Raw genomic sequence first — 12665 nt, forward strand, 5'->3', positions numbered from 1 at the left:
GTGTGTGGGGAGACCGCTCAGCTGGCCGAGAGACCCAACTCGCCCTCCGCGAGCGGGGCGAAGAAGCGCTCGACGTCTGCGTCCGTCACCCCGTCGAGCGTCGGCGGCGCCCAGCGCGGCGTGCGGTCCTTGTCGATGATCTGTGCCCGTACACCCTCGATGAGATCGGGCGATGCGAGGGCCGCACAGGACACCCGGTACTCCTGGTCCAACACGGCTTCCAGGGTGCCCAGCCCCCGGGCGCGGCGCAGCGCGGCCAGTGTCACCTTCAGCGCCGTGGGCGACCGGGTGAGCAGCACCTCGGCGGCCTCCTTCGCAGCCGGGTCGCCATGATCGAGCAGCCGGGCCACGATGAGCTCCACCGAGTCCTGTGCATAACAGGCGTCGATCCACTCCCGCTGCTCCGCCAGCTCACCCCCGGGCGCGGTCTCCACATGCCGGGGGAGAACCTCCATCACATCCGCCGTTGCGAGTTCGGCGGAGAGCCGCGGCAGCCGATCCGACGGTACGTAGTGGTCGGCGAGCCCGCACAGCAGGGCATCGGCCGCCCCCACCGGGCGACCCGTGAGGGCCAGATGGGTGCCCAGTTCGCCGGGCGCCCGCGCCAAGAGGTGCGTACCGCCCACGTCCGGGACGAAACCGATGCCGGTCTCCGGCATCGCCACCTTCGACGTCTCGGTGACGATACGCACATCACCATGGGCGGAAATGCCGACTCCGCCACCCATCACCAGGCCGTCCATCAGCGCCACATACGGCTTCGGATAGCGCGAGATGCGGGCGTTGAGTCGGTACTCGTCCCGCCAGAAGTCCGCTGACGCACGACCGCCGGCGACCGCATCGGCATGGATCGCCCGGATGTCTCCGCCCGCACAGAGCCCACGGTCGCCCGCACCGGCGATCACCACGGTGGTGATCGTCCCGTCACGTTCCCAGCGGTCGAGTGCGGCGGCAACGGTCAGGACCATGTCGTGGGTGAGTGCATTGAGCGCCCGGGGGCGGTTGAGCAGCACGTACGCCGCACGCCCCTCGGTGCGCAACAACACGGAGTCGTCGTGGACCATCGACTGCCCTTTCCTGCCTTTCCTGGAGGTGGTTGCCGCTCGTGGTCGCCCGGCCTTCGCCCGCCCCCGAGCTGATCGAGCGAACGACAGGGGCGACGTTCCTACTCGAACCGCGAGGGGTCGCCGGCTCCGCGGCGCACGATCTCCGGCTCGCCGCCGGAGAAGTCGATCACGGTGGTGGGCTCGGTGCCGCAGTCGCCCGAGTCGACCACCGCGTCCACCACGTGGTCGAGCCGCTCCTTGATCTCCCAGCCCTGCGTCAACGGTTCGTCCTCGTCGGGCAGCAGCAGGGTGCTGGAGAGCAGGGGCTCACCGAGTTCGGCGAGCAGGGCCTGGGCGACGACGTGGTCGGGAATCCGGACGCCGACCGTCTTCTTCTTCGGGTGCAGCAGTTGGCGCGGCACCTCCTTCGTCGCAGGAAGGATGAAGGTGTACCGACCGGGTGTCGCCGCCTTGATCGAACGGAACACGTCGTTGTCGATGTGGACGAACTGACCGAGCTGGGCGAAGTTCTGGCACACCAAGGTGAAGTGGTGGCGGTCGTCGAGACGCCGGATCGCCCGGATGCGGCTGATCCCGTCACGGCTGCCCAGTTGGCTGCCGAGCGCGTAGCAGGAGTCCGTCGGGTACGCGACGAGCGCCCCGGACCGGATGCTGTCGGCCACACTGCTCAGGGTCCGCCGCTGGGGGTTCTCGGGGTGCACGTCGAAGTACTTAGCCATTGCACGAGTCTACGTGCTGTCCCGCGATCCCCGGCGGTCGCGCGACCGCGGGCGGCCGTGCGCGGACGCCTCATGGGCCGTGTAGTCCGCCGCGCTCCGCACGAACATCGCATGAAGGTCCCGCGCGGCCCTCGTCGTCGTCGCGGACAACGGTCGTTGGATCACCATCAGGACCGCCGGCACATCACCGGCGATGGGGCGTTGGGTGATGATCCCGGACCGCTCCAAAGGGTCCCCGCTGACGCTGAAGTCCGGCAGGACGGTGGCGCCCAGGCCCTCGGCGACCATCAGCTTCCCCATCTCCGCACCGTCCGCGGAGTACGAGAACGCCGGGTTCTGGCCCTCCAAGAGGCGATGGACGTAGCGATGCATCACATGGCCGGAACGCATCACGATGAGCGGCTCGCGCAGGAGGTCCTTGACGGAGACCGTGCGCAAGGAGGCGAGAGGGCTGTCGGCGCGTATGCAGACCACGGGACGTCCGCGCAGCAGTTCGGTGGTCTGGAGACCGGGGGGCTTGTCATCGCCCTGGAGGTAGTTGACGAGCCCGAGGTCGAGGCCCCCTTCCACCAGTTCACGGTGGATGTCCGCCTGCTGTCCGCCCGTGACCTCGATCTGGGTCTCCGGGTGCGCGCTGCGGAACGCCCGGACGGTCGGCACCAGGAGCGGCACGGTGGCCGCATTGACCGTGCCCAACCGAACCATGCGGGTGGTCCGGTGCTGGTCGTCCGACGCCCGTCGCAAGGAGTCGACGGCGTCGAGCACACCCATGATGTGGGGCAGGAGTTCACGCCCCGCCGCGCTGATCCTGGCGCCCGAGCGCCGCCGGTCCAGGAGGTCGACGCCCAGTTCGCGTTCCAAATTGCGGACCGTCTCGCTCAAGGCCGGCTGGGACACATGGAGCGCCTCAGCCGCGCGGCGCAACGATCCGAATCGAGTGACCGCCGCCAGGTATTCGAGCTGTTCGATCCGCATGGGATGTCATCACCTTTCGGCCCCATCGAACTCACGTCCGCGCCGGGCTCATTTCGGTGAAAGGAAAACCCTATCACCGGGTCGATTATGCCGAATCGACCCCAAGAACTCCCCGCGGTACGCTCCTTGGTCAAAGGGCTGTCGAGTAGGCGGAAAGAGGGGTGACACGGCGATGAATGGCTCTCGGAGGCTTTCCGGGCTCACGCGCCGCCGCCACGTGGACCTCGTCCGCGTCTCCAGTGCCCTCTGTCCCACCAGGGGTTGACCCGTTCCTGCACACGCGCACACACCGCCTTCGTCGGGCCGTCATTCCTTGAAATCCCCCCTCTTTCCTCATGCACCCACAGGCCCTGATGTAACGAATTCTTCATGAATTCGAAAGGTAACCCATGGGTTTCGTTAAACCTCGTCCCATTCCGCAATCCGGGAGACCCGATGTCCGTCCCTACTGGGTGCCCAACGTCAGTGGCGGCTTGGTCACCAGCACGATCGAACAGCGCACCGACTGGGGATACGACTACAACCGAGAACTGGCCGTCCTCGCCGAGAACAGCGGCTTTGACTACGCCCTCAGTCAAGTCCGCTACATGGCGAGCTACGGCGCCGAGTACCAACACGAATCCACCAGCTTCAGCCTCGCACTGCTGCTCGCCACCGAGCGGCTCAAGGTCATCGCAGCCGTCCATCCGGGCCTCTGGCACCCCGGCGTTCTGGCGAAGCTCGGCGCAACCGCCGACCACCTGTCCAAGGGCCGGTTCGCCGTCAACGTCGTCAGCGGCTGGTTCAAGGACGAGTTCACCGCACTCGGCGAGCCCTGGTTGGAACACGACGAGCGCTATCGCAGGTCCGAGGAGTTCATCCGGGCCCTGCGCGCCGTCTGGACCGAGGACCACGCCGAGCTCGCCGGCGACTTCTACCGGATCAGGGACTTCTCCTTGAAGCCCAAGCCCTTGAACACCCCCGAACGCCCCCACCCCGAGATCTTCCAAGGGGGCAACTCGACCGCGGCCCGCGCCATGGCGGGACGGGTCTCCGACTGGTACTTCAGCAACGGCAAGGACTTCGACGGCGTCAGCGAGCAACTCGCCGACGTCCGGGTGTCGGCCGCCACGGCCGGCCGGCGGGTTCGGTTCGGGCTGAACGGCTTCCTCATCGCCCGGGACACCGAGGCCGAAGCGCGCGAGGCGCTGCGGGAGATCGTCGCGAAGGCGGACACCGAGGCGGTCCACGGCTTCGGCGCCGCGGTCCGACAGGCCGGACGGTCCGCCGCCGACGGCAAGGGCATGTGGCAGGACTCGTCGTTCGAGGACCTCGTCCAGTACAACGACGGCTTCAGAACCGGTCTGATCGGGACGCCCGAGCAGATCGCCGAACGCATCGTCGCGTACAAGCGCATCGGTGTGGACCTCCTACTGCTCGGCTTTCTGCACTACCTGGAAGAGGTCGAGTACTTCGGCAAGCGGGTGCTGCCCCTGGTTCGCGAACTGGAAGTCCAGCTACCCGACACCGGGCCTCCGGCCGTCACCGCCCCTGCTGTTGCATCCGGCTGAGCCTCCGGCCCACCCGCCCCTTCGAGAGCCCTTCTGAGAACACCTCCCGGAACACCTCTCAGAACACCTCCGAGAACCGTCCGAGAACACCGAAATCAGGGAGAACCCCCGAATGAGCACCACCGCATCCACCGACTGGACGACACTGCCCGTCCCCTCCGACGCCCCCGGCTGGATCGCGCGCGCAGCCGAGGTCAGCGCCGTCCTCGCCGTCGACGCCGCCGCCCGGGACAAGGCCGGTGGCACCCCGTATTCAGAGGTCCGACTGCTGAAGGAAGCCGGACTCGTGACCCTGTTGGGACCGGTCGCCCACGGTGGGGGCGGCCAGAACTGGACCACGGCATACCAGGTGGTGCGAGAAGTGTCCAAGGCAGACGGCTCGATCGGGCAACTGCTCGGCTACCACTACCTGTGGAACTGGGCCGCGCGGCTCGTCGGCACTCCCGAGCAGTGGCAGCAGGTGGAAGCCAACGCAGCACGACACCGCTGGTTCTTCGGCGGCGCGGTCAACCCGCGTGACAACGATGTGACGGTACGAGAGGAGGGCGGCGACACACTCGTCTTCACCGGTCGCAAATCCTTCTCGACCGGGAGCAAGATCTCTGACGTCACGGTGCTCGAAGGCGTGTTGGAGGGGACCGACCAGCACATCTTCGCCATCGTCCCCTCCGACAGCGACGGCCTCGTCTTCCACGACGACTGGGACAACATCGGCCAGCGGCTCACCGAGAGCGGCAGCGTCACCATCGACGGCGTACGCGTGCCATGGGCCGCCGCGGCCGGCTACACGGACAAGAAGTTCACACCGCGCGTCTACAACACCCTGAACGTCCCCACCATCCAACTCGTCTTCATCAACTTCTATCTGGGGATCGCCGCAGGCGCCCTGGAGACCGCGGCCACCTACACCCGCACCAAGACCCGCCCCTGGCTCCACGGCGGCCATGCCCAAGCCGTGGATGAGCCGTACGTCATCGACGTGTACGGCGATCTGACCGCCAAGCTCTGGCAGGCCGAGGCGTTCGCGGACCGCGTGGCCGAGGAGGGGGAACGACTCCACGCCGACCCCGATGCGATCACCCCGCGCGACCGCGGCGCGTTCGAAGTGCGCGTGGCCGCCGCGAAGGCCGTTGTCACGGACGTGGCGCTGGAGGTCACCAACCGGATCTTCGAAGTCACCGGCGCGCGCTCCACGGCCAGCGGAGAGGGCCTCGACCGCTTCTGGCGCAACGTCCGCACCCACACCCTGCACGACCCCGTGGCCTACAAGAGGCGCGAGGTCGGTCGCCATGTGCTGACCGGCGAACTGCCCGAGCCCACCTGGTACTCCTGACCACCCTTCCCCTCCTCACAGCCCCTGCGTCGTTCCGTTCCGTCCCGCCGGTGCCGTCGTGCCGGCGGGACGGCCGTCACCCGAGGTGAATCACCCATGGCCACGATCCTCTCCGTCTCCGGCAGTCCCTCCCGTACGTCCCGCACTTCCCTGCTGCTCCGCCATCTCGACGGGCGGCTCACCGCCCAAGGCCACCGGGTGACTCCCCTCGACGCGCGGACCCTGCCCGCCGAAGCGCTCCTCGCGGCCGACTTCGCCCACCCGGCGATCGTCGAAGCCCAACGGCTCTTCGAGGAAGCCGATGCCGTCGTCGTGGGGACTCCGGTGTACAAAGCCGCCTACTCGGGCTTGTTGAAGGCCCTGCTCGACCTGCTGCCCCAGTACGCACTGGAAGGCAAGACCGTGCTGCCCCTCGCCACGGGCGGCTCCCTCGCCCACGTGCTGGCCATCGACTACGCCCTGCGTCCGGTGCTCACGGCGATGGGCGCGTCACATGTCGTACAGGGTTGGTTCGTCCTCGATCGACACATCACCCCGCTGGAGTCGGGAGGCATCATCGTGGATCCCACGGCGAGAGACGCCCTGGAACGAGCGGTCGACCGGTTCTCCCTGGCGTTGGCAGCCGATGCCGTGCCCCTGGCCGCCTGAGATGGCGGTGCGAGTGATCGCGGACGACGAACGGGCACCGGAGGTCGCGGCCGAGTTGGCCGTCGAGTTTCGGGCCGAAGCGGCGAAGCACGGGCGAACCTTCTCCGTACCCTTCGCCGGGCGGTTGGGGCGGTGAAACCTCGGAGGGGGTCACGACGGCCGATCTGTCCCGTACTGCTCCGTCGTGTCTCCCCCCTGCGGCATGGTCGCGCCCGAGGTGAATCCCTCGAAGCGAACATCACACACTGAAGGGTTCCCACTACACAGCGGTGTGCACGGTGCTGAGGATGTCACACGTCGAATTCCGCGGACATCCCGTTCCGCCCCTGCTCACGACCCCGTACGGTCCGTCAGAGCCGTTTGCGGGCGGTCTCGAACCGTTCCGGTGTGTGGGTGGGACACGCCGATGTGCATCCCCGTGTGCGCGGACCCCGGTGACAACGAATCCCGGAAAACCATCACCACGGCCCGAGTTGGGCGCTACGGTGACGCACCCGCCCCCACTTGCCAGAGGTCCCCATGCGAAGACCACTTCTGACCACTCTCGGGATCATCTTCATCGCACTGTCCGTCTGGGCCATCGCCTCCGCCACCAGGTTCCAGGACGGCCCCGCCCTCATCGTCGACGTCCTCGTCGCCTCGGCCCTCGCCGGCGCGGCCTGGCTCAGCCTCAGCTCCGCCACCCGTTAGCCGTCCCCCGGTACCGTCCGCAACCACTCGACTCCAAGGCAGCCGCCGAACAGGTGCGTTCGCCCCCTCACGAGCGAACTGGCGCAGCTACGCAACGTTCCCACCGTTCGGCCGGCACCTCGGCGACAGCGCGTGTGAGGTTCCGGTCGAGCGGCCCTTCAACGGCACCTGCCCCGGGTCACGGAGCGGGGAAGCAGCGCTCGTGCCGAGTGCGGCACACCAGCCGACCCCGGTGGAACACGACCCGATCCGCCCGCGCGTCCGACAGCGCTCCCTCGATCGTGCTCGCACGCACCGCCAACAGTTCTGCCGGTGCGCCAGGTTCGATACCGCCCGCCTCAAGTCCCATTGTCCTGCGGGCGGACCCACTGACCGCTTCGTATGCGGAACGAGGGGACAGATGCCCCGCCAGGACCAACAACGAGGCCGCCTCCATCGGGTCGAAGCGGCCCAGGGGGTTGAACGGGTCCCTCGCATTGTCACCGCCCGCCGCCACGGTGACTCCGGCGGAACGGAGTGCGGCGAGCGCCGTGAGCCCCCTCGGCACCGGGAGCGCGTGTTCACGGGCCTGGAGGTAGAGGTTCGTCTGTGGACAGGTGACGACCGCGATACCGGCCCGGGCCACCAGGGCGGCCGTACGCTCGACCACGTCGGGCCGCTGGGTACCCAGGCTCACACAGTGGCTCGCGGTCACCCGGTGAGGGAATCCGCTCCCCAGCACCCGCTCGGCGAGCCCTTCCAGGGTGTGGGACTCCGGGTCGAGCGTCTCGTCGATGTGCAGGTCGACCGGCCTGTGCTGGGCGAACGCCGTGTCCATCAGGATGTCCAGACACGCGGCCGGATCCTCGTCGCGGTACGGGGCTCCGCCCACCGCATCGGCGCCCGCCGCGAGGGCGTCGACGAGGAGCGCGCGGTTGTCGGCGCCGGCCACCCCACGGAGGGGAAAGTCCACGAACGCCACGATCTGTAGCTCCGCCTGGCCCAGCAGGAGTTGGCGCACCTCCCGCAGCGCCTCGACGAGGTCGAGACCGGTCTCGGCTCCCACGTCGACATGGGTGCGGATCGCTGTTGCGCCGCTGGCCAGCAACTCCCTCGCCGCACGCAGGGCCCGATCGCGCACATCGGAGCGGGAGATCGACTTCCGGGCCGCGTACCACGCCGCGACGGCCGCATCGAGGCCCCCCGGCCCCCGGTCGCTGCCGAGCCCCCCGAGGAGGACCTTGTCGAAATGACAGTGCGGCTCGGCGGGAGCGGGCAGCAGGAGGTGCCCGGCCAGATCGATCGGCTCACCGGTGCGATCCGGCGCCCCCGGCGAGGTCACCGCCCGGATGCGTCCGCACCGCAGGTGCACGTCCGCTGTGGTGCCGTCGAGCAGCTGGACGTTCGCCAACACCAACGGCTGGGCGGGTTCATCCATCGCTGCCCGGTCCGTCAGGCCCGGGTCTCTTGGCGCTGCCGCTGAAGAGGTCACCTGCGTCGAGCCTCCCCAGATCGGGAGCTACCACCGGGCCGCGGAGGTCCTCGTAGAGGCTGAAGCCGAGGAGATCGATGCCCGCGAGGTGCAGCCGCTCCGTCGCCACGGCAGCGGAGCTGATCACCGCGGCCAACTCGGGCCCCGTGGTGCACCGGGCGGACACCAACGCACCCGCCGCGAGCAGTGTGCCACCGGTGGCCGCAATGCAGTCGATGTAGATCGTCGCCCGGTAGGAGGCCCGGGGGATCGCGGTGAGGTACTCGTGCTCGACGGATTGCTGATCGGGAGACCGCCGCATCCCGACCATGCAGAAGTCCGCCTCGGGAAAGGCCCCGGCGAATCCCGGGTACATCAGCGCTCCACCCCGCAGGACGACCACACAGAGCACGTCGTCCAGAGCGCCGAACTCACCACGGACGATGTCCGCGGTCCGAGGACCCAACACATGACCCAACGCGATGATCCCCTGGCGCACCTCGACGGGGTCGACGGCGTGTTGGAGTCGGGCGAGGCGCTTCTCGGCACCGGAGATCTCTGTAGGAATGATCACCGCGCCGTGCCGCTCTGTCGGACGGTGTCACGACAGATTCTCGCCAGGTCGATGCCCGGATCGCTCAGCAGGGTCGCCAGCGGGTGTTCCGGATCCACGGTTGCGCGCCCATGGTTCACCAGGTCCTGAGTGGCGATCAGCGTGGCGGCGAGGCGTACGTCATCGGGGGCCAACAGATCGTCGACCAGGGAAGCGGAATCGTTCTTGGCCAGCGCAGCTGAGTGGGTCGTCGGATCCAACTCCAACACGAGGTCGGACAGCGCCCAAATTCCTTCGTCCACCAGAAGATGGGTGAGGGGGTCTTCGAAGAAGTAGGCCACCGCTTCGGCGAAATTCTGTTCGCCGAGGAGGAGTTTTCGGTCGGGCGCCGTGCCACAGAAGATCCAGAACGTGCCATCGGAGTTGAGGGTGACCGCAAGCCCCGAAGTGGCCGTGTAGTCGCCCCGAATCGCGTCGTTCACTGCGGTGGCGAGCGAGAGGTTTCCCGGCTTCTTCTCGAAGGGCCCGTAGTATTCCCGGAGCGTTTTGCTGGAACCTCGATGGTCCTCTGCCAGTCGGAGCGCCTTTCCGCTCCGCCGGAAGACATTGAAGGTGATGGGAACGGACCCTCCGGCAGGGAGTAGGAGGATGCGGTTCCAGTCGTCGACCTCCTGGATCTCGGCACCCAGTTCTTCAGCGATCATGAGATCGACGATGCCCATGTCCGGTTGGATGCTGCGCAATCCGGCGGCGAAGTGCGGATTGGTCTCCGACCAACACCGCAGGACATTTCCGTAGTGCTCGATCCGCACGGGGCGGGGCGCGTTGAGGTGGTAGCGGTCGATGCTCAACCGCAGGAGCAGTTCGGGATTGCGGGGATTCCGGGATCTGGCCGCGTCGAGCTGGCCCATGATCCGGGCCGTGCGTTCGGGGGTGGTGGCCCAGTGGCCGGCGGTGACGATCTCGATCCTGGGGACGTCCACGGTCTCCAGGAGCCGCAAGATGCTGGAGAGCTTGAGAAAGGGCTCGCCGCCACCGGTGATGTTGAGCTTCTGCGATGACGATTCCGAGATGAAGCGTATGGCGCCTTCCAGTTCGCTCCTGGAGAGGGCGACCTTCTCGGACTTCCTTTCCAGGTCCGACGAGTACATGCAGTGCTCACAGGCCACCGGACACAACTCGCTCAGATGGATGAAGAAGCTCGACCCGCGTTCGGGGAGTGATTCCAGCCGATGCCGAAAGGAGCGGATGATTCTCTTGCGAGCGAGCACCGGATCGGCAAACGCTTCCTGAACGTGCGGATAGTGCAACCTTGCCTCCCTTCATGGAACGTCAGAAACGAACTCCGGTGGGGGAATCCATTTCCTCCGCGCAAGATTTTCTCTGCAAGATCCACTATTGGGCCCAACTGTCAGCTTCGTGCTTCACCCATCGGCCGTCAAGGACCGGGAAGAGTTGGGGTCGAGTTGGCCTGAATGAGCGCGTGGGAGGGGATTGATTCATCTGCGCCAAGTGATAGACGGGCCATTCCCTGAGATGCTGTACGCCGTTCGGGGTGTCTCCCGGTGAAGTCCGAGGCTCGCAAAGTGATTCCCGATAGGCTGGGTCTTCTGTGTCGTGCCTCCTGGTAGTGACAGCCGGTATTTGGGAGGGAGTGCTTCCGGATGTCGGAACGCACATCGGTATCGGTGGTCCTGGCTGCCGGAGTCCTGGCGGCAGTGTCTCTGGGGAAGTTCTCCCCCTTCCTCGACGAAGTGCGGCACGGCTTCGACCTCTCGCTGACCGCGGCCGGGTGGCTGACCTCCAGCATCACCGTGGTCGCCGCTGCCGCTGCCACAGCGGTCGGCCGGTGGTCGGCCGCCGAGCGGTCCCGGCCGGTGCTCGCCTGGGGGCTGGTCGCCATCGGCGTCAGCGGGCTGCTCACGTCCGTACTCGTCGAGGTGGCCTGGCAGCTCTACGCCCTGCGTCTGGTGGAAGCTGTCGGCTATGTGGCGATCATGGTGGCCGGCCCGAGCCTGCTCGCCCAGGTGAAGGACCACGCCGTACGCAGATGGGCACTGGCGCTCTGGGGCATGTGCATTCCGGCCGGGCTCGCCGTCGCAGCCGCAGTGGGTGGCCTCCTGGCGGGCGCGGGCTGGCGCGCATGGCTCGTGACGGCCGCACTGGCCTCCCTCCTGCTGATCCCGCTGGTGCCCTGGACCGTGTCGCCGTGGAACACCGGATCGCAGGCGGACGACGAGCGCTCCGACGCCTGTCCGCCCGGGCACCCCCGTGCAGCCGTGTGGCTCCTGGCCGGCGGATTCGCCCTCATCACGATGGTCGGCCTGGCCGTGGTGACCATGCTCCCCGTGTTCCTCTCCGCCGAGCAGGGACTGTCACCGGGGCGCGCCGGCGCGCTGACCTCGATCGTCGCCGCGTCCAGCATCTTGGGCAGCGTGGCCGCGGGATACCTCCTCCAGCGCGGCACCCGCTCGGTGTCCCTGTTCGCCTCCGCCCTGGTGATGCCGCTGCTGGGCGCGGGGATCTTCCTCGCACCGCTCTGGTCCGCGTGCTTCGTCGCGGCGGTCCTGCTCATGGTGGTCAACGGCATCGTCGTCGCCACCGTGTTCGCGGTGCTCCCCACGGTCTCGGGCGTGGCAGGCGCCGCACGCGCGGCGGGAACGGTCACCCAAGTCGGCAGTCTGGGAACCCTGCTGGGCCCACCCCTCTTCGGTACGACCAGGGAACTCATCGGCTGGTGGGCGGCCGTACCGCTGGTGCTGACCGTGGCACTGGTAGGGGTCGTGGCCCTGTCGGCGGCCGTCAGAAGCAGCACCACACCGGCCGCCTCGGAAGCCTGAGGACCGGTCGCCCCCGCAGGAGTCGGATCCGAGGAACACCCTGCGAGCGCAACCGATCCCCACAAGATCCGGCCCGCCGCCTCACACGGGGAGATGCCGGACGTCTCCGAGGCTGACGACCTGACGATTGTGGAAGAAGTCGTCCTCCCGCAGGGTGGTGATGCTCCCCGAAGGCGCCCGGAAGTTCACATAGCCCAGGGAGTCGATCGGCATCCCGATCCACCAGGCCACGATGAACGTCAGGACGAACCCATGGGTCACCACGATCTGGTGTTCGTAGGGGTGTTGAAGGACCTCGTCCATGACGGCGTAGACGCGTTCGGCGAATGCCCCCTTGGTCTCCGATCCCGCCACGCCCTCGTCGTGGCCGAGCCGGTCACCGATCGCAGGTGGGGTGATGAAGCGCTGGTCAAGCCACTCCTGCGGCCTTCCCTCGGCCTCCCCGTACGACTTCTCCCGCAGCCGGCGATCGAGGACCTGGCTGATGTCGAAGGCGTGGGCGATCTCCTGAGCGGTCTGGACGGTTCGCTGGAGGTCCGAGGAGATCAGCTCGACCTTTGACTCCTCGGGGATCGCGGCCCGCAGCGCCCTGGCGACGGCGGCAGCGGTGCGTCGACCCGCGGGAGTGAGGTCCGAGTCATGCCAGCCGCCGACGACCCGTTCGACGTGGTGCGTGGCCTCCGGATGGGTGACGACGTGGACGGTGCGCACGAATGGGTGCCTTTCTCGTGGGGAGTTGTACGGGGAGGTCCTGACACAAGGCGGACCGGGACGAGCACGTGTCTTCACAGCCCCGTCTGTCCGTCGCTCCTGCGGGCGGACGACATGACTTTCAAGACA

General features: G+C 67.8%; 14 protein-coding genes. 7 read left to right on the forward strand and 7 right to left on the reverse strand.

The window, feature by feature from the left end; translation table 11 throughout:
- Positions 1-17 precede the first annotated feature (17 nt).
- The 3 genes from ABZ348_RS19045 to ABZ348_RS19055 all read right to left on the reverse strand — a co-directional run bounded on the left by ABZ348_RS19045 (position 18) and on the right by ABZ348_RS19055 (position 2761).
- Complete coding sequence (locus ABZ348_RS19045; protein ID WP_358934441.1) at positions 18-1064, reverse strand: enoyl-CoA hydratase/isomerase family protein; 1047 nt, start codon at positions 1062-1064, stop codon at positions 18-20.
- A 101-nt stretch (positions 1065-1165) separates the two neighbouring features.
- Positions 1166-1786, reverse strand: coding sequence for an L-threonylcarbamoyladenylate synthase (locus ABZ348_RS19050; RefSeq protein WP_358934443.1), 621 nt, complete (start codon positions 1784-1786; stop codon positions 1166-1168).
- A 9-nt stretch (positions 1787-1795) separates the two neighbouring features.
- Entirely contained in the window at positions 1796-2761 is a 966-nt protein-coding gene (locus ABZ348_RS19055; RefSeq protein WP_358934445.1) for a LysR family transcriptional regulator, read from the reverse strand.
- A gap of 172 nt (positions 2762-2933) precedes the next feature.
- On the opposite strand from ABZ348_RS19055, the gene ABZ348_RS19060 reads away from it, so the two are divergent.
- The 6 genes from ABZ348_RS19060 (at position 2934) to ABZ348_RS19085 (ending at position 6982) form a co-directional block, all read left to right on the forward strand.
- Positions 2934-3026, forward strand: coding sequence for a putative leader peptide (locus ABZ348_RS19060; protein WP_358934447.1), 93 nt, complete (start codon positions 2934-2936; stop codon positions 3024-3026).
- Between the two features lie 124 nt (positions 3027-3150).
- Entirely contained in the window at positions 3151-4311 is a 1161-nt protein-coding gene (sfnG, locus tag ABZ348_RS19065) for a dimethylsulfone monooxygenase SfnG (protein ID WP_358934449.1), read from the forward strand.
- A 112-nt stretch (positions 4312-4423) separates the two neighbouring features.
- Positions 4424-5644, forward strand: coding sequence for an acyl-CoA dehydrogenase family protein (locus ABZ348_RS19070; protein ID WP_358934451.1), 1221 nt, complete (start codon positions 4424-4426; stop codon positions 5642-5644).
- 96 nt (positions 5645-5740) lie between these two features.
- Positions 5741-6292 (forward strand): NADPH-dependent FMN reductase, encoded by a 552-nt coding sequence (ssuE, locus tag ABZ348_RS19075; RefSeq protein ID WP_358934453.1) that lies wholly within the window; start codon positions 5741-5743, stop codon positions 6290-6292.
- A 1-nt stretch (position 6293) separates the two neighbouring features.
- Positions 6294-6428, forward strand: coding sequence for a hypothetical protein (locus ABZ348_RS19080; protein ID WP_358934455.1), 135 nt, complete (start codon positions 6294-6296; stop codon positions 6426-6428).
- 383 nt (positions 6429-6811) lie between these two features.
- Positions 6812-6982 carry a hypothetical protein gene (locus tag ABZ348_RS19085; protein WP_358934457.1) on the forward strand — a complete coding sequence of 57 codons (171 nt, stop codon included), beginning with the start codon at positions 6812-6814 and terminating at the stop codon, positions 6980-6982.
- Between the two features lie 178 nt (positions 6983-7160).
- Here ABZ348_RS19085 and ABZ348_RS19090 read toward each other — a convergent pair whose 3' ends face one another.
- The 3 genes from ABZ348_RS19090 to ABZ348_RS19100 are packed head-to-tail and all read right to left on the reverse strand — an operon-like array spanning position 7161 to position 10295.
- Positions 7161-8399, reverse strand: coding sequence for an amidohydrolase family protein (locus tag ABZ348_RS19090; protein ID WP_358934459.1), 1239 nt, complete (start codon positions 8397-8399; stop codon positions 7161-7163).
- Positions 8392-9006 carry a uracil phosphoribosyltransferase gene (locus ABZ348_RS19095; RefSeq protein WP_358934461.1) on the reverse strand — a complete coding sequence of 205 codons (615 nt, stop codon included), beginning with the start codon at positions 9004-9006 and terminating at the stop codon, positions 8392-8394. Before ABZ348_RS19095 ends, ABZ348_RS19090 begins: the two co-directional genes overlap by 8 nt.
- On the reverse strand, positions 9003-10295 hold the full coding sequence (locus ABZ348_RS19100; RefSeq protein ID WP_358934462.1) for a 4Fe-4S cluster-binding domain-containing protein: 1293 nt from the start codon (positions 10293-10295) through the stop codon (positions 9003-9005). Before ABZ348_RS19100 ends, ABZ348_RS19095 begins: the two co-directional genes overlap by 4 nt.
- 354 nt (positions 10296-10649) lie before the next feature.
- Here ABZ348_RS19100 and ABZ348_RS19105 point away from each other — a divergent pair, with 354 nt between their 5' ends.
- A complete protein-coding gene (locus tag ABZ348_RS19105; protein ID WP_358934464.1) occupies positions 10650-11825 on the forward strand; it encodes an MFS transporter in 1176 nt (391 codons plus the stop codon).
- A gap of 81 nt (positions 11826-11906) precedes the next feature.
- On the opposite strand, the gene ABZ348_RS19110 is transcribed toward ABZ348_RS19105, so the two are convergent.
- A complete protein-coding gene (locus ABZ348_RS19110; RefSeq protein WP_358934466.1) occupies positions 11907-12536 on the reverse strand; it encodes a histidine phosphatase family protein in 630 nt (209 codons plus the stop codon).
- Positions 12537-12665 lie beyond the last annotated feature (129 nt).

Source organism: Streptomyces sp. NPDC005963 (assembly GCF_040638655.1).
Lineage (GTDB): Bacteria > Actinomycetota > Actinomycetes > Streptomycetales > Streptomycetaceae > Streptomyces.